Annotated in this window: 17 protein-coding genes and 1 tRNA gene; 8 read left to right on the forward strand and 10 right to left on the reverse strand. The window is 62.2% G+C overall.

What is annotated here, in order from left to right:
* Window positions 1-54: 54 nt before the first annotated feature.
* The gene (locus FVE66_RS20105; protein WP_161993151.1) at window positions 55-357 is read right to left on the reverse strand and encodes a YkvA family protein; all 303 of its coding nucleotides are present in this window, start codon (window positions 355-357) and stop codon (window positions 55-57) included.
* Window positions 358-508: 151 nt separating this feature from the next.
* Between FVE66_RS20105 and FVE66_RS01250 the strand changes: the two genes are divergently transcribed.
* Entirely contained in the window at window positions 509-1,201 is a 693-nt protein-coding gene (locus FVE66_RS01250) for a fumarylacetoacetate hydrolase family protein (RefSeq protein ID WP_151445575.1), read from the forward strand.
* 211 nt (window positions 1,202-1,412) lie between these two features.
* Here FVE66_RS01250 and FVE66_RS01255 read toward each other — a convergent pair whose 3' ends face one another.
* Entirely contained in the window at window positions 1,413-1,862 is a 450-nt protein-coding gene (locus FVE66_RS01255) for a glycine zipper 2TM domain-containing protein (RefSeq protein ID WP_151445576.1), read from the reverse strand.
* Between the two features lie 534 nt (window positions 1,863-2,396).
* Here FVE66_RS01255 and FVE66_RS01260 point away from each other — a divergent pair.
* From FVE66_RS01260 to FVE66_RS01270, 3 genes are all read left to right on the forward strand, one after another.
* Window positions 2,397-4,058: a ShlB/FhaC/HecB family hemolysin secretion/activation protein gene (locus FVE66_RS01260; RefSeq protein ID WP_241672959.1), complete on the forward strand. Its 1,662-nt coding sequence runs from the start codon at window positions 2,397-2,399 to the stop codon at window positions 4,056-4,058.
* A gap of 78 nt (window positions 4,059-4,136) precedes the next feature.
* Window positions 4,137-12,491, forward strand: a complete 8,355-nt coding sequence (locus FVE66_RS01265; RefSeq protein ID WP_151445577.1) for a beta strand repeat-containing protein — start codon at window positions 4,137-4,139, stop codon at window positions 12,489-12,491.
* An 11-nt stretch (window positions 12,492-12,502) separates the two neighbouring features.
* Entirely contained in the window at window positions 12,503-13,237 is a 735-nt protein-coding gene (locus FVE66_RS01270; RefSeq protein ID WP_241672960.1) for a FecR family protein, read from the forward strand.
* Between the two features lie 36 nt (window positions 13,238-13,273).
* On the opposite strand, the gene hutG is transcribed toward FVE66_RS01270, so the two are convergent.
* Together hutG and FVE66_RS01280 are read right to left on the reverse strand one after the other, a co-directional pair.
* Window positions 13,274-14,089, reverse strand: coding sequence for an N-formylglutamate deformylase (gene hutG / locus FVE66_RS01275; RefSeq protein WP_338325367.1), 816 nt, complete (start codon window positions 14,087-14,089; stop codon window positions 13,274-13,276).
* A 10-nt stretch (window positions 14,090-14,099) separates the two neighbouring features.
* On the reverse strand, window positions 14,100-15,071 hold the full coding sequence (locus FVE66_RS01280) for a LysR family transcriptional regulator (protein WP_151445579.1): 972 nt from the start codon (window positions 15,069-15,071) through the stop codon (window positions 14,100-14,102).
* Window positions 15,072-15,215: 144 nt separating this feature from the next.
* Between FVE66_RS01280 and FVE66_RS01285 the strand changes: the two genes are divergently transcribed.
* Both FVE66_RS01285 and FVE66_RS01290 read left to right on the forward strand, forming a co-directional pair.
* Window positions 15,216-16,400: an NAD(P)/FAD-dependent oxidoreductase gene (locus FVE66_RS01285; RefSeq protein ID WP_151445580.1), complete on the forward strand. Its 1,185-nt coding sequence runs from the start codon at window positions 15,216-15,218 to the stop codon at window positions 16,398-16,400.
* Between the two features lie 21 nt (window positions 16,401-16,421).
* Complete coding sequence (locus FVE66_RS01290) at window positions 16,422-17,018, forward strand: HutD/Ves family protein (protein ID WP_151445581.1); 597 nt, start codon at window positions 16,422-16,424, stop codon at window positions 17,016-17,018.
* Window positions 17,019-17,147: 129 nt separating this feature from the next.
* Here FVE66_RS01290 and FVE66_RS01295 read toward each other — a convergent pair whose 3' ends face one another.
* From FVE66_RS01295 to glnT, 4 genes are read right to left on the reverse strand one after another with little or no spacing between them, the layout of a single operon-like run.
* On the reverse strand, window positions 17,148-18,482 hold the full coding sequence (locus tag FVE66_RS01295; protein ID WP_151445582.1) for an FMN-binding glutamate synthase family protein: 1,335 nt from the start codon (window positions 18,480-18,482) through the stop codon (window positions 17,148-17,150).
* Window positions 18,482-19,174, reverse strand: coding sequence for a GltB/FmdC/FwdC-like GXGXG domain-containing protein (locus tag FVE66_RS01300; RefSeq protein ID WP_151445583.1), 693 nt, complete (start codon window positions 19,172-19,174; stop codon window positions 18,482-18,484). Before FVE66_RS01300 ends, FVE66_RS01295 begins: the two co-directional genes overlap by 1 nt.
* Window positions 19,162-20,070 (reverse strand): class II glutamine amidotransferase, encoded by a 909-nt coding sequence (locus FVE66_RS01305; protein WP_151445584.1) that lies wholly within the window; start codon window positions 20,068-20,070, stop codon window positions 19,162-19,164. Before FVE66_RS01305 ends, FVE66_RS01300 begins: the two co-directional genes overlap by 13 nt.
* A 58-nt stretch (window positions 20,071-20,128) precedes the next feature.
* The gene (gene glnT / locus FVE66_RS01310; protein WP_151445585.1) at window positions 20,129-21,457 is read right to left on the reverse strand and encodes a type III glutamate--ammonia ligase; all 1,329 of its coding nucleotides are present in this window, start codon (window positions 21,455-21,457) and stop codon (window positions 20,129-20,131) included.
* Window positions 21,458-21,680: 223 nt separating this feature from the next.
* Here glnT and FVE66_RS01315 point away from each other — a divergent pair, with 223 nt between their 5' ends.
* Complete coding sequence (locus FVE66_RS01315; protein ID WP_151445586.1) at window positions 21,681-22,334, forward strand: helix-turn-helix domain-containing protein; 654 nt, start codon at window positions 21,681-21,683, stop codon at window positions 22,332-22,334.
* Window positions 22,335-22,623: 289 nt separating this feature from the next.
* On the opposite strand, the gene FVE66_RS01320 is transcribed toward FVE66_RS01315, so the two are convergent.
* Window positions 22,624-22,698 (reverse strand) — tRNA-Arg (locus FVE66_RS01320).
* 124 nt (window positions 22,699-22,822) lie between these two features.
* On the opposite strand from FVE66_RS01320, the gene FVE66_RS01325 reads away from it, so the two are divergent.
* Window positions 22,823-24,745 (forward strand): ATP-binding cassette domain-containing protein, encoded by a 1,923-nt coding sequence (locus FVE66_RS01325; protein ID WP_151445587.1) that lies wholly within the window; start codon window positions 22,823-22,825, stop codon window positions 24,743-24,745.
* Window positions 24,746-24,819: 74 nt separating this feature from the next.
* Here the strand turns inward: FVE66_RS01325 and FVE66_RS01330 are convergent, their stop codons facing one another.
* Complete coding sequence (locus FVE66_RS01330) at window positions 24,820-25,659, reverse strand: SirB1 family protein (RefSeq protein WP_151445588.1); 840 nt, start codon at window positions 25,657-25,659, stop codon at window positions 24,820-24,822.
* Window positions 25,660-25,710 lie beyond the last annotated feature (51 nt).

Below are 25,710 nucleotides of genomic sequence, written 5' to 3' on the forward strand. Positions count from 1 at the left end.
ATGGCCATCAGGGTTTGATGAAAGTCAGGCTGGTGAAAGTCAGGCTGGTGAACGTCAGCGCCAGAAAGCCAGGCGGCGCAGAAATGCGTCGCTGGCCCGGTCGGCTTGTGCGCGCGCCTGCTCTGGCAGAAGGCGCAGCAGTGCCGGTATGACAAAAGACGCAAGCGTGATGTCATCGAGTACGCCGATCACCGGAAGTGCTTCAGGCACGAGGTCGATCGGACTGATCAGATAGGCGGCAAGCAGCAGGGCGGCAAACTTCACGATGCGTGGCGTTTGCGGATCCCGGCATGCGTAATAAAGCCTGAGCACATTGCGTCCGGCGGATTTGAAAAGGCGGCGCACGCGCAGCAGCATCGGATACTCCTTTCGGGCAACAATCAATATATGCGTGCGTATCGTGTCCGCTACAAGGCGCTCAGGCACGGATCGGCGCCTTTTTCTGTTGAGTGCGCCGTCGGCGCAATTGCGCCAATGGCATAATGCAAAAAAAACCAAGGAGCCCGAAATGCAATATGTTTTCCCCCCGCAAGTCCAGACAATTCCGGTGGTCGGCAGCGACCAGGTGTTTCCCGCACGCCGCATTTACTGCGTTGGCCGCAACTATGTCGAACACGCAATCGAGATGGGCCACACTGGCCGCGAAGCGCCGTTCTTCTTCATGAAGCCGACTGACGCGCTGCTGGTCGTGCCGGACGGACAAGTCGGTGAAATGCCGTATCCGTCGATGACCAACGACCTCCATCACGAGATGGAAATGGTGGTCGCGATCGGCAAGGGTGGCAAGGACATCTCGGTGGCCGACGCTGCCCAGCATATCTGGGGATATGCGCTGGGCCTGGACATGACCCGCCGCGACCTGCAGGGTGAAGCAAAGAAGCAGGGCCGTCCGTGGGATCTGGGCAAGGCATTCGACGCTTCCGCGCCGATCGGACCGCTGCACCGGGTGCAGGACACCGGCCTGATCACGCAGGGAACGATTTCCCTGACGGTCAACGGCGAGCACCGCCAGAAGAGCGACGTCAAGAAGCTCATCTGGAGCGTGGACGAAATGATCGCGCACCTGTCGAAATACTTCGAACTGCAGCCGGGTGACCTGATTTTTTCCGGCACGCCCGAGGGCGTTGCTGCCGTCAAGAAGGGCGACCTGCTGGTTGGCGCGGTCGATGGCCTGGGCGAACTGAAAGTGCGTATCGTCTGAACGGACCTTGCCTCGTGTCGCATTGAAAGACCCGCAGCGCCGCAAGGTGCAGCGGGTTTTTTTAATGGCAAGCGGCGATCCGATTGCAGCCTGCCCGCCGGCATCATCGGCCAGACGGGCAGGGTGCCAGTGAGTATTCACAGAAAGACAACGCAATTACTATTCCAAGCTAATTGCCAGCCCCGGACTGAATGATTCGATGCGGATCCGGTCAATAGGGATAGGCACGGCCATTCTCAATGCGTACCCGGTTGCCGACGTTGATGCCGCCGACACTTTCCTGCGTCACCGTGACGTATCCACCGTTGTCCATGCGCACGCCCAACTGATACGCGTTGGTCTGGGTGCGATTGCGTTGCTCCACCTGGTTGCCTACCACCGCGCCGCCAATGGCGCCGGCTGCTGTGGCAGCGGTACGGCCTGTGCCGCTGCCGACCTGGTTGCCGAGCAGGCCGCCGATGACACCGCCGGCAATGGCGCCCACGCCAAGGCCCGATCGCTCGCTGGATACAGGCTGTATGGATTCGACCCGGCCAGTGCCCGACGTCGCCGCGGTGGTCGAGGATGGATAGTTGTTGGAGGGCTGGCTGGTCGAGCCGCAGCCCGTGAGAAGCGCAGCGACAGCGATGGTTGCGCTGGCAATGAATTTGCTTGTTTTCATATCATGTTCCTTACGGGTTGGGGGCCGGGAGCGCCAGGCCGTGCGGCACAGTGAGTCCGTATTCTGCAATATAGTCGGGCCGGGCAAAGGAAGTTGCCGAAATAATAGCTTGTTACACACTGGCGCCGGCGCAGGACAATCCTCTGACCGAGGACTGGTTATTTGCCATTCCGCACGGCGCTTCGGGAATTCGCTTGCGAATATGAAGATGAACAGGAACCGCGTTTTCGGCGTGCTATGGATGCTGGTTTCGGCTGCCGTCAGTATTGGCGGCATGATCTTGCTTGTCCGCTGGCTGTTGGACTGACACTCGGTCACCCCTTCCTCTCTCGCCCCCGCGAAGCCCCCGGTTTTCTCCTGCTTTTCCTCACAATGTCAGTGTTCTGTCAGCAATTATCTGTTCGACAACCGGACGTCGAATGTTATAGACTGGCAACTATGGGGCTGGCCTTGGCAACCCTCACCCTGGTTCCTTGAGTCGCCGTTTCGCGGCACGGCGGCCAGCGTCCCCTTCATCTGGAGTAGCTGTCAGGCATGCTGTCCTTCCGACCCGGCATCAGCGTCCCGTATTCATTTCTCGTTCTGCTACTCGCGGTTCTGCCCTCGTTCGTCCTGGCCGCAGACGAACGCTTCGATATCCAGCGTTATCAGGTAGAGGGCAACACGCTGCTGCCCGCCCATGAGGTCGCAGCGCTGCTGGCTCCGATGACTGGCCGCGGGCGGGTGTACGGCGACATCCAGAAGGCGCTGGAAGCCCTCGAAGCGGCATACCGGGGTCGCGGTTACAGTACCGTGCAGGTCCACGTTCCCGAGCAGGAACTCGGCAGCGGGGCGGTCCGGATACGCGTGACCGAGGCGGTGCTGGGAAAGATCACGGTGGTCGACAATCTGCATTTCACCAACGAAAACGTGCTCGCCGGGCTGCCTTCGCTGCGCCTGCGCCAGGTACCTAATCTCGCTGCCCTGTCGGGAAATATCCAGCTGTCGAATGAAAACCCCGCCAAGCAGGTCGAGGTGCTGCTGGGAGCCGGCGACCAGGAGGGCAAGGTCGACGCCAAGGTGACGGTGACCGAGGTCAAGCCGCAGCGCATTTTCTTCACCGCAGACAACACCGGCACGCCGGCCACTGGCAAATGGCGTACCGGCGTGGCCTTTCAGCACGCAAACCTGTTTGGTCGCGACCACGTGATGACGATGGCCTACACGAGTTCGCCCGACAGTCCTTCGGGCGTCAATGTGAACATGTACAGCATTGGCTATCGCCTGCCGCTCTATGCAATCGGCGACAGTCTCGACCTCATCTACGGCAATTCGAGCGTGAACACGCCCAGCAGCACGCCCACGCTCGGTGGCGCGCTGGCTATCGTCGGCAAGGGCGATATCCTCGGCGTGCGCTGGAATCACTATTTCCCGCGCCGGGGCCAGCAGACGGAGAAACTGGTCGTGGGGCTGGATCACAAGTACAGCGACGCGCGCTGCTCGTTCAACGGCATCCCGCTCAGCATCGCACCGCCGACGCCGCCGGTATCGAGTTGCGTTCCCTATACCACCAACCCGCTCAGCGCCACATGGGTGGGGCAGCACACCTCGCCGGGACAGTCGCTCGACTTCAATTTCGGCATTGCCGTGAACATCGCACGCGGTACTCGCTATACCAGCCTGGACGGCACCGTCGATCGCTATTCGTACCTCAACCCCGGCAGCCGCAGCACCCAGGATCACTTCCGCATCCTGCGCGGCGGTGTCAACTGGCTCAGGGCCTTGCCTGCCGACTGGCAGCTCAAGGCCAGTGGGACGTTCCAGTTCAGCCGCTCCCCGCTGGTTGCCGCCGAACAGATAGGATTGGCCGGGTCGTCCACTGTCCGCGGCTTCAGCGAGCGCGCGTTGGCGGCCGACAGCGGCTATACGGCGAACCTCGAGTGGTACGCGCCGGAGCTGGCTGCGCGCGCCGGTATTCCAGGCACGCTTCGCCTGCTGGCGTTCCAGGACCTGGCAACCGGATTCAACAACAATGTCGGCGGCACGGCAGTGCCGCGCCGCGGGACCGTGGCCAGCATCGGCGCGGGCCTGCGCTATGCGAGTGGGCGCAATGTCGCCATCCGGGCTGATTTTGCCCGCATCGTCGAGACCGGCCCCTTGGCGCAGGAGCGCGACGGCCACTGGCGCGGACATGTGGCCTTGATGATCGGATTCTGAGTTCCGGACCCTGATTCGGACCCGATAACGAGTTACAAGCAGCCGGTGCCCGGGAGGGAACCGGCAAGCGGGGGAAGCATGGAAAAGGCAAGCAGGACAACAATCAAGCCGATCGTGATGACGGTGCGTCTTGGCGGCCGTCGCATGACCCTGACGTGGCGGCCCCGCAAGCGCGTGCCCGGCTTGTTGAGAGCATTGCTGGCACGTTCGCTGCGCTCGTTGGCCGGCGTGGTGCTGGGCGGGCTTTCCACTGCTGCGCTTGCCCAGATCGCGGCAAATGCGCTTCCCACCGGCGGCCAGCTGGTGGCAGGACAGGCCGTCATTTCGCAACTGAGCAACCAGATGCTGGTCAGCCAGGGAAGCGACAAGGCAATCATCAACTGGAACACCTTCAATATCGGCAGCGCGGCCGGTGTGAATTTCCAGATGCCATCCAGCACGTCGGCCGTGCTCAACCGCGTCATTACGAACAACCCGTCCTCTCTGCTGGGCACGCTGACCGGCAATGGCCGCGTCTGGCTGATCAATCCGGCCGGGATCATGGTGGGCCCGGGCGCCACGATCGACGTCGGCGGCTTCATCGGCAGCACGCTCAATGTGCGCAATGAGGATTTCCTCGCCGATCGTCTCAACTTCAGCGGTCCTGGCGGCGCGGTCTCGAATTTCGGCCGCATCACGACACCGCAGGGGGGCAATGTGTACCTGGTCGGCTCCAGCGTGGAGAACCAGGGGCTGATTCGTTCACCCGGCGGCGAAGTGCTGCTGGCCGCAGGCCAGACTGTCGAGATAGGCGATACCGCGACCCCCGGCGTGAAGGTGGCAATCACCGGCACCGAGGGTAGCGTGCTCAATGTTGGCCAGGTGCTGGCCGAGGCCGGCCGGGTCGGCCTGGCCGGCGCGCTGGTCAGGCACAGCGGGACCATCAACGCCAGCAGCGTCGTACGCGAGGGCGGCAGGGTTTTCCTGCGGGCGACGAAAACGGTAATCACCGATGCTGATTCATTGATCGATGCCAGCGGCATCACGGGCGGCGACATCCGGCTGGTGGCCGAGGAGCGGGCGCAGATCAACGGCAGCCTGGTTGCCCGCGGAACCGAGGGACGCGGCGGCTTTGTGGAAACCTCCGGCAAGCAAGGCTTTTCAATCACGCGCGCCCCGGACCTCGGGCCCGGCGGCGAATGGCTGATCGATCCCCACAATATTTCGATCCGCGCCCAACAACTCGCCTCCAATGTCACAGACGGTCCGGCGTTCGAGAATACCGCGGACGATGCGGTGGTCACCACCGACCTGCTGCAAGCCGCGCTTGATGCCGGCACCAATGTCAGCATCACCACCACTGCTGGCGGATCGCAAGCGGGCGACATCAACGTCCATGACGCGATCGTCAAGAGCGCCGGAGGCGACGCCACGCTGAGCCTGAACGCGCATAACAACATCAACCTGGATCAGGCGATCACGGCGACCAGCGGCAAGCTGAATGTGGCACTGTCGCAGGCTGGCACGGCAGCGCTGCGCAGTTCGATCGCGCTCAACGGCGGCACGCTCGCCAGCAGCGGCCGGCTGGTGCTGGCCGGCGCCACGCTGGATGGCGTGAAGCTCAACACCAGCGGCACTGGCACCAACTCGACCATTGTCACCGATGCCCAGACGCGCTTCTCTGGCGGCACGGTGTGGAGCAATACCGGGCTGGCGGAGTTCACGAACAATGGAAGCTTGCTGCTCGACGCGGGCACCAGCTTCCAGAACCTGGCCGGCGGCACCGTCAACCTCACCGGCGACACGTACGCAGCGATTGCGTCGTCGGGCGGCACCATGGTGAATGCCGGCATCCTGAACAAGATAACGCCCGCTGTGACGGTGCTGGAGGAGTTCAGCAATGCCGGCGAGGTGAACGTGCATGCGGGAACACTGCGGCTCGCCGGCAATGGCAAGCATGGCGGCAGTTTCAATTTGCTGGCCGGCGGCGACACCATGCTTTCCTTCGCGCCCGGGGATGGGCAGACGGCGAACCTGAATGGAGCGACCGTCAACATGCAATCGTCCGAGGGGACCGGGCTGGTCGATTTTTCCGGCAGCTATGGCAGCACGACGATCCTGAACAACGACCTGACGCTGGCAAACGCAAGGATTACGGGCGGCACGTTGTCCGGGACGGGCAAGCTGAGTGTCACCAACTTCGCCTGGAGCGGCGGCACCATCAGTGGCATGCCTGGCAATTCTCCCTGGGACGTAGGCAACCTCTCGCTCTCCGGTTCTACCGAACTTGCCGGCCGCACGCTCACGCTGCGCGCCGAAGGGATTTCTTCAGCCGATGGTGCCTACTTGTCGATGCGCGATGGGGCCAGGCTGAATAACGCAGGCGTGCTGACACTGACGAATGGTGCGCACTTGGGCGCTGTTTCGTACTATGGCGAGGGCGTTGCGTCCGAGATCAACAACACCGGCACGATCATCAGCACTGGCGGCGCCTGGGCCAATAGTGCCAATTACCTTGGCAGCCAGGGGGAGGCGAATCACGGCGCCAGCTTCAACAACAGCGGTACGGTCAGGGTCAGCAACAGCACCCTGGAACTCTCTTCCGGTGTGCACTCCGGACGCTTCGAGCTGCAGGCCGACCAGCCGGGAACGGCTGAACTCGTGTTTGGCGGTGGCTATTCCAGTTCCGTCACGCTCGAACAGGGTGCAACGATCAGCGAAAGCAGCAGTAACGGCGGCAGTACCAGCGTGGGGTTCGGCAGGGCGTGGGGTAGCGGCACCTTCATGGTCAATACGGACCTGACCCTGGGGAACCTCGCGTTGTCGGGCGGCGTATTGGGAGGGACTGGCCAGATCAGGGCCACGAATTTCAACTGGAGCGGCGGTGAAATCCGCGGCAAGGCTGGCGATCCCGCCTACGAAGTCACCAACCTGACGCTGACCAATTACGGCACGCTGGCCGGCCGCACCCTCGCTCTGGCAGCGGGAGGCAAGTCGACCGTGTCCGGGGCATACCTGCAGATGGAGAACGGCGCGCGGCTTGATAATGCGGGCGCCATGGCCCTGACCGACGGCAGCTACCTTGGTGCGAGCGGCTGGGAGTCGGCGCCATCCGAGATCAACAACACCGGCACGATTCTCAGCACCGCGGAGGATGGATACGGCGGCAATAGTATCGGCAGTGCCTGGGGCAGCAGCACTCGCTTCAACAACAACGGGACGGTGACGGTTCGTGACAGTTCGCTGAATATTGGTCCCGGAGCCCACAGCGGCAGCTTCCAGTTGCAGGCCAGCCAGCCCGGCACGACGACCCGCCTGCGCTTGGAAGGCGGTGAAAGTGGCGCGGCAACGATTGACTTCAATGCAGGCGCCACCATCAGCGAGAGCCGCAGCAATGGTGCCAGCACGATGGTCGAGTTGGGGATGTATGGCGGCACCACCAATATCAACACCGACCTGACGCTGCACAATGCGACGCTGAACGGCGGCACGCTGCAAGGCAGCGGCAGCCTGCGGGTGAACGACCTGGCGTGGGATGAAGGAACAATCAAGGGACGCGCAGGCGACCCGGCCTACCACGTGAAGAACCTGAGCGTTGGCGGCTGGATCAACCTGGATGGCCGTACGCTGAACCTGGTCGAAGGCGGCACATCCACCCTCAACCCGGGCGCAGACATGCAACTGACGCAGGGAGCGCAGTTGAATCTGCACGGACTCATGACGGTGCGCGACGGCGGCCGGATCGGCGCCAATGCCTGGTACGACACGGGCGTGTCCGAGATCAATAATTTCGGCCAGCTCGATGTCGCCAACAGTGCCGGTTCGGGCGGCTACGCCAACGTATTGGGCACACGGTGGGACGATCAGAACAAGATCAGTTTCAACAATGCCGGTACCGTCAACCTGTCTGATGCGCTGCTGCTGCTCGGGCCGGGCAATCACTCAGGGCGCTTCAACCTGAACGCGACTCATCCCGACGGCGTTACACAACTGTTCTTCGGGAACGGCAACGAAGCCGTCACTAATTTCAATGCGGGCGCGAGCATTGTCGAGACTGCAGCGACAGGTGCCAGGACCTTCCTCACCCTTGCGCACGGGGGCGGCACGACCAACCTGAACACTGATCTTGCCGTCGAAAACGCATCGATCGATGGCGGTACGCTTCAGGGAAGCGGACGGCTGGTCGCCACTAACCTGGAGTGGAACGGCGGCATCATCGCCGGCAAGCCAGGCGACAGCGCTTTCAAGGTGAAGAACCTGCAGCTCTCAAGCATGGCGCTGCTCGACGGCCGCCGCCTCGAGCTGGCTGGCGGAACCTCGAATGCCAGCCATGCGGAACTGCTGATGGCCAATGGAGCGCAGCTGGACAATGCGGGTGAATTCAACCTGCTCAATGGCAGCCGCCTGGGCGGGCTGGCGAGCGGCGGATCCGCCGGAACCGAGGGCACGATCAACAACGCGGGTACGATCAACGTCGCCCGCACGCAGGATGACTCGTACAACGCACGCTTCAGTTCGTATTCCTATTTCAGCAGCCTGGGAAGCGGAGAAGGGAGCCGGGTGGTGAGCTTCAACAACAGCGGCGTCGTCAACCTCAATGACGGAACACTGAAGCTAGCCGGCGGGACGCACAGCGGGACCTTCAATGTCAACGCCAGTGCCAGTGGTCCCGCCATCCTCGAATTTGCCGCGTCGTCCGCTGACGGCCCGGGAGCGATCACGCTGGGGGCCGGTACCGTGATCAATCAGAACAGCCGCGATGCCGGCATCGCGAAAATCGTCTTCGCAGGGAATTCGACCGGGGCGGTGAACATCGACGGCAACCTGTCGCTGCAGAGCGCATCATTCGACGGCGGGACACTGCAGGGATCCGGCAAGCTGGCCGTCTCGTCACTGGACTGGTCGGATGGAACGATCCGTGGCCAAAGTCCGGATCCAGCCTGGGACTTCGGGAATATCAACCTGAGCCGACAGGTCGTTGTTGACAACCGCAAGATCAATCTCGGCTCCGGGGGGGCTTCCACCGCCATGGCTGATGCAGGCCTGAGCCTGCTGCGCGGATCGGTCCTGACGAGCAATGGTTCGCATTCGCTCGGCTCCATCAGCAACCAGGGCAGCGTACTGGTCGCCAGTGGCACGCTGTCATCTACCAGGCTCGACAACGCCGGGACGATTGCCGTCAACGGCGGCGCGCTGACGGTTGATGGCATCACGACGGTCGACGGCATACTTGCCACCTCCGGTGACGGCAGCTTTACCGCCAACGGATCGGTGTCCGGCGCCGGCATGCTCGACGTGCGCGGCGGCAGCATGACACTGAACGGTCCGACGCAGATCAGCGATGTGTCGGTGTCAGCCGGCACCCTGAAAGGCAGCGGCGGCCTGAGTGCGAACAATTTGTTCTTCACCGGTGGCACCATCAGCGGTAGCGAGCCGGATCCCGCATACGCGATCAACAACCTGCTGCTGTCCGGCACCGCCACGCTCGAAGGGCGGACCCTGAATCTGCAATCGGGTGGAAATTCCACCGTTGACGGGGGCGTGCTGTGGATGTCGTCCGGCGCCCGCATCAACAACGCAGGAACCCTGAGCTTGTCCAACGGCAGTTTCCTCGGCTTCCCGGTCAAGCTCACGGGCGATTCCGAAATCAACAATAGCGGGACCATCATCAGTCTCGCGGATTCCTCTGAACGCCTGACCAATGCGATTGGTGGCGTGGCGGCGGTGAACGAGTCGACCACCCGCTTCAACAACCTGAGCGGTGGAACGGTAATAGTCAGGGACAGCACGCTCGAATTGGGGCCGGGGACGCATAACGGCAGCCTGCAGCTCGACGCAAGCGGTCCCGGCAACGCCAAGCTGACCTTTTATCACTATGGTGGGACGGTTGACCTGAATGCCGGCACCACCATTTCGGAAAGCCGCAGCAACGGCGGACTCACCACGGTGCAGTTCGGGTCGACCTCAAGTTCATCGTCAGGCGAGGCAGCAGGCATCACCAGGGTCAACACGGATCTGTCCGTCAACAACGCGGTCCTGGCAAGCGGCACGCTGGCCGGCAGTGGCAGCTTCAGGGCGGCCAATCTTGCCTGGAGCGGCGGCGCCATCCGTGGCAGCGCCGGCGATGCGGCCTTCGAGGTCGGCAATCTCGACACGCAGGGTACGCTGGCCCTTGACGGCAGGACCCTGAACCTGCTGGCCGGCGGTACCGGCTCGGCTGCGGCGTCCAGTACGCTTGCCATCACCGGGTCGGGTGTCCTCAACAGCACCGGCAATGTGAGCCTTGGCGCGATTGCGAACGCCGGCAGCGTCAATATCAGCGGCGGCCGCTTCGGCGCGGCCAGCTTCAGCAACACTGGCCTGGTTCAGCTGGCCAACGGAGCGACCCTGGCGGCGCGGGACGGATTCAGCAACCTTGAGGGTGGCCTGCTGGCCGGCAGCGGCACCGTGGACACGGGGCAGAATTCCCTGGTCAACAACGGTCGCCTGGTCCCTGGTGGCGATGCCGGTATTGGCACGCTGGCGGTGCAGGGCAATTTGCAGCAGGGCGCTACTGGCGTGACCGAAATCGAACTGGCCGGAGGCGCGCAATTCGATCGCGTGGCCGCGAGCGGGCAGCTCGCGCTGGATGGCACCCTGACGGTCTCGTCCCTTGGCGCCTACGCGCCAGCAGCCGGCGATTCCTGGTCGTTCCTGACGGCTGGCGGCACCCGTTCCGGAAGTTTTTCGGCCACGAAGGCGCCCAGCGGAATCCGGGCCGGCTACAGCTTGTTTGAAGGCGAGGCTGCGCGCCTGACCATGCTGCCCTCCGCGACGACCGCCTATTTCAACAATGCGGCCGGTGGCCTGGCCTGGAGCGACGCCGGCAACTGGGCGGGCAATGTGCGGCCCGGTGCATCGGATGACGTCTGGCTCAACGCCGGCAGCACCATCTTCCACGCAGCAGGGACCGACGCCATCGGCAAGCTGACGCTGGCAAATGCCACCGCCCTGTCTGTGAGTGGTGGCTCGATCTCGGTGGGTGGCCTGACCAGCATTGACGGCAGGCTCACGACGACCGGAAGCGGAACCTACACCGCAAACGGCAATATCGCCGGAAGCGGCATGCTGCAGGTGGCCGGCGGCAACCTGGTACTGAATGGTACTTCCAGCATGCCGCTGCTGGCGATCAGCGCGGGTAGCGTGAGTGGCAGCGGTTCGCTCACCGTTACCCGCAATTTCAGTCAAACAGGTGGCGCCATCAACATGCCCGGCGCGATTGTGTCGCTGGCCCAGCAGACTGGCAACCTGGTGACCGGAGATATCGTGGCAGGCGAGCTCACGCTGCTTGCTTCTGCGGGTTCGATCGGACAGCTGTCAATCACGAATGCGCTGCGCGCGGATGAACTGGAAACGACCTCGGCTGCGGGTACAGTGCTGAACAATGCCGCCAACAAGGTGCGCAGCTTCAAGGCTTACAACACCGGATCCGGCAATATTTCGCTGGTCAGTGTATCGAGTCCTTCCAGCCTGGTCCTGAACGGCATCACCAACACTGCTGCCGGTGGCAATGTCAGCATCGACAATACCGGCGGCATTGTTGACAATGCGCCGATCGTTTCCCGTGGCAAGATTGCGTTGACGGCGCATAGCCCGATTACGGTGAACGCGCCGATTTCGGCTGGCAGCGATGTCAGCCTGCAAGCAATGTCCAGCACCGGCGGAAATGACAACCTGACGATCAACAGCAGTGTCAGCTCCACGGGTGGAGCACTGCAGTTGTCGGCGGGAGCACAGCTTGCAGTGACCTCTGCCGGCAGCCTGTCGGTACCGGGCGGGTCGACGATTTCCCTCACCTCGACCGGCGGCACGGTCTCGATTGCCGATCCGGCCAGCATCGTCGGTGCCACGCCGGTGGTGACGCTGCCGGCGCCAGTGACGGTGCCGCCGGTTTCCACTGCGCCCAGCAGCACCACGCTGGCTGCGGTGACGACCATCGTCGGTACTGCCATCAAGTCCGCCAACCCGACCGCGACCGCGACGAACAGCATCAGGAACAACACGGTTGTTCCAACGGCACCGGCGGCGCCGTCCGGTTCGACCAGCCTGGCATCGCTTGGCGGCCAGACCGTCGGTGGCACCGCCGACACATTCGGCGGTGCATCCAGCACGGCCGGGAGCGATGCCGGCAGCGCCGGAGCCGGTACGGCCAGTTCCACTGGTTTCGCCAGCACCACCCCCGGCAGTTCCTCGAGTTCGAGCAGCACGCAGTCATCGAGCACCGCCAGCGACTCATCTTCATCGTCTTCCTCGCCCACCACGTCCTCTTCGTCCTCCTCGTCCTCATCCACGTCGGCGGATAGTGGTAGCGGCAGCAAGAAAGACGAGCAGGGCGCCAAGGAGGACAAGTCCGAAGCACAGAAGCCGCAGCTTGCCAGCAAGCAGGCGCGCAAATCCCTGCCGGTCTGCAATTGAGAATGACGCACATGAAAATTCACTTCCAATCGTCGATGCGGTACGTGCTGTGCGCCTTGTGCATGGCAATTGCGGTTCCTGCTGGCGCAGCTGAGGCTGTCGCCCGCGTCACCCATCTGTCCGGCCTGATGACGGTCAAGGGTGCAGACGGCGCGGTGCGCTCGCTTTCAGTCCGTTCCGATGTGATGCAGGGCGATGTCCTGACGACCTACAAGGACGCCTATGCCCGCCTGAAATTCATGGATGATGCGGAAGTCGTGATGCGGCCCGAATCCCAATTGGTCGTGTCGAGCTATTCGTATGACGCGGCCAGGCCGCAGGGCGACAGCGCGGCTCTGAGCATGCTCAAGGGCGGCCTGCGCGCCGTCAGCGGGTTGATCGGCAAGCGCAACAAGGAGGCGGTGACCTATACCACGCCGACGGCCACGATCGGCATACGGGGCACGCACTTTGGCGCATTGTTCTGCCAGGACAATTGCGGCGGCGTGCCAACGGCCAGTGGCAGGCCACCGGAAAACGGCTTGCATGTCGACGTTACGGATGGCGTGATCGTCGTGCGAAACAATGCCGGCACGCAGTCCTTCAATGCCGGTCAGTTCGGCTATGTGAGCAGCCCGGCTGCACCCCCCGTCGTGGTGCCGCCGAACCGGGGCGTGCAGGTCACCATGCCGAGCGCGATCAGTCAGAACCAGGGGACTGGCAGGGGCGTGGCCAATACCAGCGACAACCAGTGCGTGGCGCAGTGATGGAGGCAGGCCAGCAGGTCGCCCCCTGCCCGGGTTTCATGGAATGCCAGCTTGGGATGCCGCCTTCAGTGATGCATCCAGCAGTCGTTCCAGCAGCGGCTGCACCCGTGAGGCCAGGTCCTTGCGGTAGTTGAAGGGTGTGGTTTCATCCATGTAGATGCGCTGCGACATTTCCAGCTGCACCGCGTGAATGCCGCGCTCCGGTTGGCCATATTGGCGCGTGATGTATCCACCCTTGAAGCGGCCGTTTAGCACCCAGCTGAACTCTCCTTGGCCGGCCACCGCTCGCACGGCATCGCTGACAGCGGGCGCTGCGCTCCTGCCGTCGAAGGTGCCGAAATTCAGGTCCGTCAGGACGCCATCGAACAAGCGCGGCAGGACGCTGTTGATAGAGTGCGCCTCCCAAAGCAGCACAAAGCCGTGTCTGCTGCGGATCGCCTCGATCTGCTGCGCCAGCGCCTGGTGGTAGGGCTGCCAGTAGGTCTCCACGCGGCGCGCGATCTCGGCCTGATCGGGCTCCTGGCCGGGCAGGTATACCGGCTCGCCGTGGAAGGTTTCGAGCGGCACCAGGCCAGTGGTCACTTGTCCCGGGTACAGGCTGGCGCCATCGGGAGGCCGGTTGATATCGATGATGTAGCGCGACACAGTGGCCGACAACATGGTCGCCCCGGCTGGCACGGCGAACTCGTACAGCTGGTCCAGATGAAAATCAGTGTCGCTGACGCTGGCGCCGATCTCCGTCAGGGCCGGCCTCAGGGCTGCCGGGATGCCGGTGCCGAGGTGCGGGATTGAAATCAGGAGCGGCGAGTTGCCGGGCACCAGCTTGAATGTCGCATCGTTCATATCGTTCATTGAGTTCTCGTCAGGAGCATTGGAGTGCGGTTGCGGGGAGTTCCGGGATCGCCTTTCGGATTTCCGGAATGGTCTGCCTGGTCAATACCTGCCGGGTCAGTTGCGCAATTTCGGCAGACAGCCGGGACCATTCGCTTTCCCTCGACAGCAGGAAAAATTCACGCCGCCCGAGCTTGCTGTCCGGTAGTGGCAGCACCGCCACCTCCTTCAGGTAATGCCGCGCCTGCCACAGGCAAATCGGGGTGGTGATGGCGTAGCCGATGCCGGACGCCACCATGCTGAGCAGGGGGTCGGTCGCATCGAACTCGAAACGGCGCGGACTGTCGATGCCGATGTGCCGTATATAGCGCTCGACTTGCTGGCCAATTACGGAGCGTGGCGTGTAGCGAATCAGCTGCATGTTCTTCAACATCGCCTGCAAGCCGTGGTGGTCCGGCCTTTTTCGTTTCTTCGGCAGCACAGCGACAAAGGCTTCGGACATTAACTGCTCCTGCCGGATGCGCGGGTTCTTCAGCGAGGTCTCGGTCACGATCGCGAGGTCAAGTTCGCGCCCCTGGATCTGCTCGTTCAGCATCGGCGTCAGTCCCGACCACATCGTGATTTGCCGGGCGGTTCCGGAAATCGCCTTCACCAGTGCCGGTCCCACGGTCGCTGCAAACGAGTCCACGCAACCGAGGCGAATCTGGACTTCCTGCGCGCGCGACGCATCTGCCAGGCGCGCTGAAATGCGGCGCGCCTGATCCAGCAATTCATTCGACAGTTCCAGCAATATCCGGCCAGCGCTGGTCGGGCGCGAAGGCCGGAAATCGCGGTCCAGCAGGACCACTCCGCTCTGTCCTTCCAGGGACTTCACCAACTGGCTGACCGCGCTTTGCGTCACACCAAGAAGGCGCGCAGCTTCGCTCATCGAACCGCAATCGCAGACGGCGACAAAGGCCTGAAGTGCGCGCAGGTCAAACGGGATGGCTTCGATTGATTTCATGGCTGATCGTAATCATGAGGAAGGTAGGAGGAGGCAGTATTAGTATTAGAAATACTGCTTTAAATATTTAGCTATTCTAATTTAGAACTTGATGGTGCCCGGCACGGATATCGTCATTGCGCACGCACTCAACCGGGGAACACAATGGAACACTTCGATGCAATCGTAATTGGCGCAGGCGTGATCGGATCATCCGTCGCCTTTCATCTCGCAGCACTGGGCGTGAAGAAGGTGCTGGTGGTGGATCGCTCCATGATTGGCGCCGGTACCACTTCGCAATCGTCGGGCATCCTGCGGACCCATTATTCAGTTCCGGAAAACGTTGATCTGGCCAGGCGCTCCTGGAGCGTGTTCGAAAACTTTGCCGAATATCTGGATGATGCTGAAGCGTCTGCCGGCCTGGTGAAATGCGGCTATCTGATTTCTTCTCCCGAAAATGACAAGCTCGATCCGCTGCGCGCGTCGATTGCCGCACAGCAGGCGCAGGGCATTGAAGTACGGCTGCTGGACCAGATGCAGGCCAGCGAATTGCTGCCGATCGCACGCTTCGACGATGCAGCCCTGATCGGGTATGAGCCCGAAGCCGGATTTGCCGATGCCTACATGGTCGCCACCGGATTCGCAAAGGCTGCCCGCCGCCGGGGCGTGGTCATCAAGGAAGGCGTAACGGTGACCCGGCTGCTGATTGAGGCAGGCAAGGTGGTCGGCATTGACACCAGCGTTGGCAGCTTCGGCAGCAATGTCGTCATCAGTACGCAAAACATCTGGACGCCGGAACTCGCGGGCTGGACCGGCGCCAGCATGCCGGTAAAGCCGGAGCGCCACACTGTGCTGTCGCTGGAAGGACCCGAGCCATACACCTTCGCCATGCCGGTATTCAAGGACCTGGGATCGCCGGGCATGCTTTATTGCCGCAGCTATGGCGGCTCGCAGATGCTGGTCAGCGAGGGCACGGTCGGCGAGACCTTGTCGAGCGCCGACAATGAGCAGGGCGACATCTCGCTCGACTACATTTCCGAAGTGGGGGCGCAGGTTGCCGAGAGGTTCCCCAGCTATGAGACGGCAGGACTTGCGTCTTCCTGGACCGGGGTCTACGACGTGACCCCCGACTGGAACCCGGTGCTGGGGCGCTTGCCCGGCGTGGCTGGCCTGGTGATGGGATACGGATTCTCCGGCCACGGCTTCAAGCTCTCGCCTGCAATCGGCAAGGTCCTGGCGCAGGAAGCAATGGGCCTGTCGACTGATGTATCGCTGAAACCGTATTCGATCGAGCGCTTTGCGTCCGGCTCCCTGCTGGTCGGCAAGTACGGTGCCGGCGCAGTTTCCTGATTCCCGCTGCAGGGGAAGTTGATGAGACGATTCGCATTGCAGGAATTTCCAGCGGAGCCCTGGAAGAATGGCGGCGGCATGACACGCACCCTGTTCTCCCGCCCTTGCCCGGACGACAGCGCACCTTTCGGCGCCTTCGACTGGCGCATTAGCGTCGCGGAGATTGCGGAGAGCGGGCCGTTCTCGCGATTCCAGGGCGTGGACCGGGTTGCAACGATTCTGGAAAACGGCCCGCTGCGCCTGACCAAGGGGCCGGCTCTGGGCAGCCTGATGCAGCCGCTGTTCGTTGCTGAACGCCATCAGCCGCTTGTATTCCCGGGGGACCTTGCGCTCCATGGAAATATTGGTGACGATCCGGTGTTGTGCCTGAACGTAATGACGCGCCGTGGCGCTGCGCACGCTACGGTGACTGCGATCCACGCCGACACGATGCTGGTGCCCCAGGGATTTACAATCCTCTTTGCCGCCAGCGACGGATGGCTGGCGGGGGACGCCCGGCTGGACTGCTACCAAGGCCTGGTGCTCGATGATGAACGTGCGCTTGAAATACGAGTTCCGACTTGTCCCCGGGGGCCGCTCATCGCCATCGTGATAGCGACGCAGAGTGCGCCCGGCTGACGCCGCCTGATCCGCCGGACCGGGCATTGCCCGACGCTGGCAACAACGCTGGCAACAACGCTGGCAACAACGCCAGCGGCCGACCCCGACGATTTGTCGGGGCCGGCCGTTTGCGCCGCCCGACCGATCTCAGAACGATCCCTGTCCCGGAATCCAGTTGGTGCCGGCCAGTGGAACCCGTGCCATTGCGGCCGCTTCCATCGTCAGTGCAACCAGATCCTCGGGCTCGAGATTGTGCAGATGCGATTTGCCGCATGCGCGGGCAATCACCTGTGCTTCCATCGTCATCACCGCAAGGTAGTTGGCCAGGCGACGGCCGGCAAGCACCGGGTCGAGGCGCTCAGCCAGCGCCGGGTCCTGCGTCGTGATCCCGGCGGGATCGCGGCCTTCGTGCCAGTCGTCGTAGGCGCCCGCCGTGGTTCCCAGTGCCTGGTACTCGGCTTCCAGCCTCGGGTCGTTGTCACCCAGTGCGACCAACGCAGCAGTACCGATTGCCACCGCATCGGCACCCAGCGCCAGGGCCTTGGCCACGTCGGCACCGTTGCGGATGCCGCCGGAGACGATCAGTTGCACCTTGCGATGCATGTTGAGATCCTGCAGCGCCTGCACAGCCGGACGGATGGCCGCCAGGATCGGGATGCCGACATGCTCGATGAAGACTTCCTGCGTCGCAGCGGTGCCGCCTTGCATCCCGTCCAGCACGATCACGTCCGCACCCGATTTCACCGCCAGCGCCGTGTCGTAATACGGCCGGGTTGCGCCCACCTTCACATAGATCGGCTTCTCCCAGTCGGTGATCTCGCGCAGTTCGGCGATCTTGATCTCGAGGTCATCGGGTCCGGTCCAGTCCGGATGACGGCAAGCCGAACGCTGGTCGATGCCTTCGGGCAGGCAGCGCATCTTTGCCACGCGCGGGCTGATTTTCTGGCCCAGCAACATGCCGCCGCCGCCCGGCTTGGCGCCTTGTCCGATCACCACTTCGATCGCATCGGCCTTGCGCAGGTCGTCCGGATTCATGCCATAGCGGGAGGGCAGGTACTGATACACCAGGATCTTCGACTGCTCGCGTTCTTCGGTGGTCATGCCGCCATCACCGGTTGTAGTGCTGGTGCCGGCGATCGATGCGCCGCGTCCGAGTGCTTCCTTGGCCCGGCCGGAAAGTGCACCGAAGCTCATGCCGGCGATCGTGACCGGCGTCTTCAGGTGGATGGGCTTCTTGGCAAAGCGGCTGCCGAGGATGACGTCGGTGCCGCATTTCTCGCGATAGCCTTCCAGCGGATAGCGGCTGATGGAAGCGCCAAGGAACAGCAGGTCATCGAAATGCGGCAGCTTGCGCTTGGTGCCCGCACCGCGGATATCGTAGATGCCGGTCTGGGCTGCGCGCCGGATCTCGGACAGGGTATTTGGATCGAAGGTCGCCGAGAAGCGCGGCAAAGTCCGGGGAGTGTGGGGATGGTCGCTCATCAGTAAGCTCCTGCATTGTCGACATGAAAGTTGTAGAGAGTGCGAGCCGAGCCGTAAAGCTTGAACTCGGCCGGCTTGACTTCCTTGTGTCCGGCACGATCGAGCAGCGTTGCAAGGATGTCCGCGTCGGCTGCGGTCATGGGCTTTTCCTCGCAATCCGCGCCCAGGCTCTTGACCTTGCCGCGCACGAAGATGCGCACTTCATACAAGGAATCGCCGAGCGCTTCGCCAGCGTCGCCGAGCACGACCAGATTGCCGGCCTGGGCCATGAAGCCCGAGAAGCTGCCGACTGATCCGCCCACCACGATGTCCGCACCCTTGAGCGAGATGCCGCAGCGCAGGCCGGCGTCGCCGTCAATCACCAGCAGGCCGCCGTTGGCCGTTGCGCCGGCTGCATTGGAGGCAAAGCCTTTGACGTGAACGGTGCCGCTCATCATGTTCTCGGCCACGCCGGTGCCGGCGCTGCCGTCGATCGTGACGTTGGCATGCTGGTTCATGCCGGCGGCGTAGTAGCCGGCATGGCCGTGGATTTCAACTTCGATCGGTGCGTTCAGGCCGGCAGCAATGCTGTGCGCGCCGTCGGCGTTGACGATGGTGACCCGGGCCGATCCGATTTCCTTCACTTCCTGGTGCAGGAAGCGGTTCACCTCGCGCAGTGGCGTCTTGGTCAGGTCAAATGTCAGATGGTCCATACATACATCTCCTCTGGTGCAGGCTCGAATACGCGAGCGTTTTTTATGTTCGGCAAGTGCGCCAGCGACCTGAACTCGGATGCGATGGCGACGTAGTCTTCGGTCTCGGCAACCACTGCCGGTTTGCAGGCGAAGGGATCGCGTACCAGCGCGAGCTTGTCTTTGGTTCCCATCAGCAGGGTGTAGAAGCCGTCAAGTTCCTTGAACGCGTGTTGCAGCGCCTGCTCAAGATCGTCACCCTCGCGCATGCGCCACTCGATGAAGCGGCACGCGGCTTCGGTGTCGTTGTCGGTTTCGAAATGTATGCCCAGCGGTTGCAGCTTGCGGCGGATCGCATTCGGATTGGACAGCGAGCCGTTATGCACCAGGCAGAAGTCCTCGCCGGCGGTAAAGGGGTGGGCACGATCCGGCGTGACCGCCGACTCGGTCGCCATGCGGGTGTGACCGACCAGATGCGTACCCTGCATCGAGCTGAATCCATATCGCTGCGAAACCTCGGCTGGCGTGCCAATGTCCTTGTAGAGGTCGATCGACTGGCCTGCTGAGAGCAGGAACAGGCCCGGGAAGGCGCTTCCCAGCCACGTCCTGAACGCCGCCGGCTCTAGCGCTGCCGTGACGATGGCGTGATTGCCCTTGGCTTCCAGGGTGACCGCGAGGTTCCACTCGGTGCCCAGCTGGTCCGCCAGCACCTGCCAGTTGAAATGATCGCCCTCCGCAAGCAGGCCCGAGTACACGCTGTATTTGCGCTGCTCGCCCGCGAGCGGGGCGGTGAATACCGCCAGGCCAGCCGAATCCGGCCCGCGTTCTGTCATGCCCAGCAACATGGGAACCATCAGTTCGCCAAGTTGTGCGCGCAAGGCTGGCGTCTTGACCAGCAAACCTACAATTCCACACATGGTTCTTTCCTTATTTCCGACATCAAGATCAGGGCGCTTACAAATCAAAGCAGCTGCATTAAAAGAATTCGAGATAGGACTTGAGCTCCCAGTCCGACACGTGGCGCATGTACTCGACCCATTCCATGCGCTTGAGCTCGATGAACGTTGACGCGATCGGACCCAGTGCGTCGCGGATGAGGCCATCCGATTCCAGCGCGGTGACGGCAGCCAGCAGGTTTTGCGGCAGGATGCCGATCCCTCTCTCCTTGAGTTCCCGCTCCGAGAGCAGGTACAGATTGGTGTTTTGCGGTTCGCCGGGATCGAGGTCGTTGTCAATCCCATCCAGGCCTGCGGCGATCACGGCCGCAGTGGCGAGATAGGCATTGCAGGCGCCGTCAGGCAGGCGTAGTTCGAGCCGTCCCTTTGGTATCCGCACCATCGAGGAACGGTTGTTGTCGCCGTAGCTGATGTAGGCCGGCGCCCAGGTCGCGCCGGTCAGGGAGCGGCCCACCACCAGGCGCTTGTAGGAATTGACGGTCGGCGCGCACAAGGCTGCCAGTGCCGGCGCATGCTTGAGCACACCCGCAAGGAACTGGTAGGCCAACTTCGACAGGTCCAGCCCGCGCGGGTCATTCTTGTCCTCGAACAGGTTGCGCTGTCCGTCGCCGATCGACATGTGCATGTGCATGCCATTGCCGGGCAGGTTGGAAAAGGGCTTGGGCATGAAGGAACAGATCAGGCCGAGCTCGTTGGCGATCTCGGATGCGGCCATCTTGAACATCACGAACTGGTCGCACGACTTCAGGGCATCGGCGAAGGTGTAGTTGACTTCGAACTGTCCGTTGGCGTCTTCATGATCGATCTGGAAAATATCCAGCCCGGCACCCTGCAGGCTGCTGACCAGCTTTTCCAGGAACTGGTTCGCGCGGGTCAGGCCCTTGTAGTCGTAGCAGGGCTTTTGCTGGACATCGGTACTGTCGAACGGGGCCACACTCCCGTCTTCACTGCGCTTGAGCAGCGAGAACTCGGGCTCGAGCCCGGTAAAGAAGCCAAGGCCGCGTTGTTCCAGGCGCCGGATCTGTTCCTTCAGCACGACGCGCGCATCATGATGCCAGGGCTCGCCGTTGACATGACCATCACAGGCGATCCGTGCGTAACCCGGCTGCCACGGCACCAGCGAGAGCGTGGCGAGGTCGCCGCGTGCCATGAAATCCGGACCGTGCGGATCGATTCCCATGCCGGAGATCGCGAAGCCGGCAAAGCCAGCGCCGTTTCCAAGAATGTCGTCGAAGTGGCTCACCGGCACCGACTTCGCTTTCGCCACGCCGTGGATGTCAACAAACTGTGCCAGCACCAGTTTGATGTCGTTCTTTTCCAGAAACTGTTTCGCTTCGATTGGGGACATGGCAACCATTCCTGAAATGAGTGAATTGGTATAGTTCCCGGTAGGATGTCGCTGCCCGGGCCTTACTTGGCGCGGCTGCGAAATATGCATACAGCGAACTATTTGTGCTCATTGTGCATGAAAGAATTCGTCATGGTCAATTTTTTTTCGCTGTATTAAACTTATTGCTCAGGTATTGCCCCATTGGCAATGCTTCGCTGCTTTATCCATTTCCTCCAATCAAATGAACGAACACGAACAATCCGGCATGCTCGAACGCCATCTGGGCAGCACCATCAGGCGAGCAAGGCTGCAACAAGGTTTGACGATTGCCGACGTGTCGGCGCGCGCGGGCATCAGCGGCGGCATGTTGTCGCGAATAGAGAATGCGCAGACGGCTACCAGCCTGGACACGCTGGCGCGGGTCTCGCAGGCCTTGGGCGTTTCAATGTCCGCCCTGTTCCGCGACTACGATATGCCGCAGGGAAATGCCCAACTGGTCAGGAAGGACGAAGCCATGGAGGTGGTTCGGCGCGGCAGCAAGTTGGGGCACACCTATCACCTGCTGGCCTATGACCAGGGGCCGACCAAGGTGTTTGATCCCTTCCTGATCACGATTGACCATGAGTCGGAGCGCTTTCCGTCCTTCGAACATCCCGGAACGGAATTCATTTACATGCTGGGTGGGAAAATCGAGTACCGGCACGGAAACAGCACCTACGTACTGTCGCCTGGCGATGCCCTGACGTTTCGCGGAGAGATTCCGCACGGGCCGGAAAACCTGCTTGAATGTCCGATCACCTTCCTGTCGGTGATCATCTATCCGCCGGAAGAAAGCCTGGAAGCGCGGGAGGCGAGGTTCGACGATCGCGGCAAGGGTGGGAAGGCGGCGGATTAGCCTGCTGCAAGCAAGCTCGGGTATTAGCAGGCCGGCGTATTTCTTCGGGGCGAGCGGGGCGACCTGAGTTGGTTTTGCGATCCTGGACAGATCGTTGGACAGCAGTGGCGTTGGGGGAGGGGCGTGGATTTCAGAACTGAAATCGGGCCGGTTTGGACGATTCCTGGTCGGGGAGGGTGCCTGGCCTCGCGCCTGCCCCGGTTTTTCATAGTAAGCTAGCGGTCTAAAGAGTCCCCGCTGGGTCCGCGCGCCGTTATTTTCTTCTAAATCATTGATTTAAAAGAAAATATGGTCCCGCCGACAGGAATCGAACCTGTATCTAGCGCTTAGGAGGCACTCGTTCTATCCATTGAACTACGGCGAGGACGCGGGGATCAACCCAAAGCTGACGAATTATAGCCGAGCAGCACGCCGTTCCGGCGCTCGGCATCCGCCTGTTTATCTTCTGGCCCCGGCCAACAACAATTCACGAATCGGTATCTATCTTCATGGCAGTCATTACCCTGTCCGATGCGCAGCTCGCATTTGGCCACGTCGCACTCCTCAATCACACTGAATTTTCCCTCGAAAGCGGGGAGCGGGTCGGCCTGATCGGGCGCAACGGCACCGGCAAGTCTTCGCTGCTGAAAATCATCGCGGGCAGGTTCAAGCTCGACGATGGCCAACTGGTGCTGCAACAGGGCCTGCGAACGGCGTATGTCGAGCAGGAGCCTTCGTTCGATCCCGAATTGACCGTGTTCCAGGCGGTTTCCAATGCATTGGGCGAGACCCGCCAGTTGCTGGATGAGTACGAGAATCTGGCCGGATCCTTCGGTTCCGGCAACGACGAGGAGTTGCTGGAACGCATGCACGAGTTGCAGTCCCGGCTCGATGCGACAGATGCGTGGACCGCGCCGCAGCGGGTGGAAAACATGATTGAGCGGCTGCGGCTGGACAAGGACGCCTTGTTGGGCTCGCTGTCGGGCGGCACGCAGAAGAGGGTGGCGCTGGCTTGCGCGCTGGTGAACGCGCCGGATGTGCTGCTGCTCGACGAGCCGACCAACCATCTTGATTTCGACTCCATCATCTGGCTGGAAAACCTGTTGCGTGACTATCGCGGCTCGGTGTTGTTCATTACCCATGACCGCAGTTTTCTCGACAATGTCGCCACCCGCATCGTCGAGCTCGACCGCGGACGGCTGCTGTCCTTTCCCGGCAACTTCAGCGCTTATCAGGTGCGCAAGGCTGACCTGCTGGCGGTCGAGGCGACCGAGTTTGCGAAGTTCGACAAATTCCTGGCGCAGGAAGAAGTGTGGATCAGGAAAGGCGTCCAGGCACGCCGCACCCGCAACGAAGGCCGGGTCAAACGCCTGGAGGACTTGCGGGTGGCGCGCAGCCAGCGGCGCGATCGCCAGGGACAGGTCAAGCTCGACATCTCGATGGCCGAGAAATCCGGCAAGATCGTGGTCGAGATGGTCGAGGTCAGCAAGAGTTTTGGTGCGAAAAAGATTGTCGATAACTTCAGCGCGACGATCCTGCGCGGCGACAAGGTCGGCCTGATCGGGCCCAATGGCGCCGGCAAATCGACGTTGCTGAAACTGATGCTGGGCGAGTTGACGCCCGATACCGGCACAGTGCGGCAGGGCACCCGGCTGGAGGTCGCCTATTTCGACCAGATGCGAGCGCAGTTGAGCGAAGACGCAACGCTGGCCGAGACCATTGCGCCGGGCAGCGACTGGGTCGAGATCAACGGCCAGCGCAAGCACGTGATGTCCTATCTGGATGAGTTCCTGTTCTCGCCTGAGCGGGCGCGCTCGCCGGTGAAGTCGCTGTCCGGCGGCGAACGCAACCGGCTGTTGCTGGCGCGGCTGTTTGCCAAGCCAGCGAATGTGCTGGTGCTGGACGAGCCGACCAACGACCTCGATATCGAGACGCTGGAATTGCTGGAGGTCTTGCTCGAAGAATTCAGTGGCACGGTGTTCTTGGTCAGCCATGACCGGGCGTTTCTCGACAATGTCGTCACCCAGGTGTTTGTTGCCGAGGGCGAAGGCCGCTGGCGCGAATACGTGGGTGGTTACAGCGATTGGGAGCGGATGCGTCCCGCGCAAGCCGAACTGGCCGCGCGCGCTGCGCGGCAGGAGCAGAAGCGTTCCGATGAACCTTCCGCGGCACCCGCGGCCGAGCCTGCACCAGCGCCAAAGCAGAAGAAACTCAGCTACCGCGAACAACGCGACCTGGAAGAATTGCCGAAGCTGATCGCGAAGCTGGAGCAGGAGCAGAAATCCATCACTGAGCGCCTGGGCGATGCAGAGCTGTACAAGAGCCAGCCGGACGAAGTGCAGAGGTTGAACCAGCGCTTTGCCGAGATTGATGCGCTGCTGATGGAGAACCTGGAGAAGTGGGAGACGATCGAGGCCAGGTCGAAAAGCTGACCAGCGAAGCCGGGAATTTCCGTCTCGCCAGGACTGATGATCCCCTTGCCCGACTGCAAGCGGGCAGCGGTTTCCTAATTCATCCTCCTGGACGCCTGTTCCAGCGAGGGCAGGCGCTGCCGCAGCCCGGAGGCGTCGTCCGCATCGGGACAGGCTGCAAGATAAGCCCGGATGTCGCGCAGCGCAGCTTCCGGGCATTCGACTTCAGCGTAAGCCAGCCCGCGATCGCGGCGCTCCTCGATTTCACCGGGAAGCAGAATGACCAGCCGTTGCTGGACGTTGAGCAGCCTGTGCCAGTCGGACTGGCTGGCATAGAGGGATTTCAGGTTGCGCAACATGCGAGCCAGAATGTTGCGCGGCTGTGCCTCCCGCAGGTACAAGCCCAGCGGCAGTTCTGCCGGCGGCTCGTCCTGCTCGATAAATGGCTCCAGCCTTTCTTCCAGGTCCTCGCGCGACAGGCTGCTGCCGTTGAATGGATCGAGGATGATTTCGCCGGAGCTGACTGACAGCTTCATCAGGAAATGACCGGGAAAGGAAATTCCCTTCACCTCCAGCCCTGTTTGCTGCGCCAATTCCATGTAGACGACTGCCAGCGAGATCGGAATGCCGCGGCGGGTGGTCAGCACACGGTCCAGGTAACTGTTGTCCGGGGCGTAGTAATCGTTGACGTTGCCGGCAAACCCGAGTTCGCGATAAAAGAAATGATTGAGCAGCCGCAGTTTCTGGATCTGCGAGGCGTCGGGCGGAAACCTGCGTTGCAGGTTTTCTGCCATCAGGTCGATTTCGAATTGCAGGGCGGTCAGGTCCAGTTCCGGATCTTCGTCCTGCGCAATTGACAACGCCGCCTCGAACAGGGGAATCGAGTCGTCCTGCTGCACCAGCGACGTGAAATACTCGAGCGGTGTGAGCGTCATATGCAATTCATCATATCTCGCAGCTTCCTGTAAATAAAGCTGCAGGCCCGG

The organism is Lacisediminimonas profundi (assembly GCF_008831265.1).
Lineage (GTDB): Bacteria > Pseudomonadota > Gammaproteobacteria > Burkholderiales > Burkholderiaceae_D > Lacisediminimonas > Lacisediminimonas profundi.

Excerpts from the sequence above, each read along its gene's own strand:
- FVE66_RS01290 (WP_151445581.1), top strand. The coding sequence starts at position 16,422 with ATGAGACGATTCGCATTGCAGGAATTTCCAGCGGAGCCCTGGAAGAAT.
- FVE66_RS01270 (WP_241672960.1), top strand. The coding sequence starts at position 12,503 with ATGAAAATTCACTTCCAATCGTCGATGCGGTACGTGCTGTGCGCCTTG.
- hutG (WP_338325367.1), bottom strand. The coding sequence starts at position 14,089 with ATGAACGATATGAACGATGCGACATTCAAGCTGGTGCCCGGCAACTCG.
- FVE66_RS01300 (WP_151445583.1), bottom strand. The coding sequence starts at position 19,174 with ATGGACCATCTGACATTTGACCTGACCAAGACGCCACTGCGCGAGGTG.
- FVE66_RS01330 (WP_151445588.1), bottom strand. The coding sequence starts at position 25,659 with ATGACGCTCACACCGCTCGAGTATTTCACGTCGCTGGTGCAGCAGGAC.
- FVE66_RS01325 (WP_151445587.1), top strand. The coding sequence starts at position 22,823 with ATGGCAGTCATTACCCTGTCCGATGCGCAGCTCGCATTTGGCCACGTC.
- glnT (WP_151445585.1), bottom strand. The coding sequence starts at position 21,457 with ATGTCCCCAATCGAAGCGAAACAGTTTCTGGAAAAGAACGACATCAAA.
- FVE66_RS01315 (WP_151445586.1), top strand. The coding sequence starts at position 21,681 with ATGAACGAACACGAACAATCCGGCATGCTCGAACGCCATCTGGGCAGC.
- FVE66_RS01280 (WP_151445579.1), bottom strand. The coding sequence starts at position 15,071 with ATGAAATCAATCGAAGCCATCCCGTTTGACCTGCGCGCACTTCAGGCC.
- FVE66_RS01260 (WP_241672959.1), top strand. The coding sequence starts at position 2,397 with ATGCTGTCCTTCCGACCCGGCATCAGCGTCCCGTATTCATTTCTCGTT.
- FVE66_RS01295 (WP_151445582.1), bottom strand. The coding sequence starts at position 18,482 with ATGAGCGACCATCCCCACACTCCCCGGACTTTGCCGCGCTTCTCGGCG.
- FVE66_RS01305 (WP_151445584.1), bottom strand. The coding sequence starts at position 20,070 with ATGTGTGGAATTGTAGGTTTGCTGGTCAAGACGCCAGCCTTGCGCGCA.
- FVE66_RS20105 (WP_161993151.1), bottom strand. The coding sequence starts at position 357 with ATGCTGCTGCGCGTGCGCCGCCTTTTCAAATCCGCCGGACGCAATGTG.
- FVE66_RS01265 (WP_151445577.1), top strand. The coding sequence starts at position 4,137 with ATGGAAAAGGCAAGCAGGACAACAATCAAGCCGATCGTGATGACGGTG.
- FVE66_RS01250 (WP_151445575.1), top strand. The coding sequence starts at position 509 with ATGCAATATGTTTTCCCCCCGCAAGTCCAGACAATTCCGGTGGTCGGC.
- FVE66_RS01285 (WP_151445580.1), top strand. The coding sequence starts at position 15,216 with ATGGAACACTTCGATGCAATCGTAATTGGCGCAGGCGTGATCGGATCA.
- FVE66_RS01255 (WP_151445576.1), bottom strand. The coding sequence starts at position 1,862 with ATGAAAACAAGCAAATTCATTGCCAGCGCAACCATCGCTGTCGCTGCG.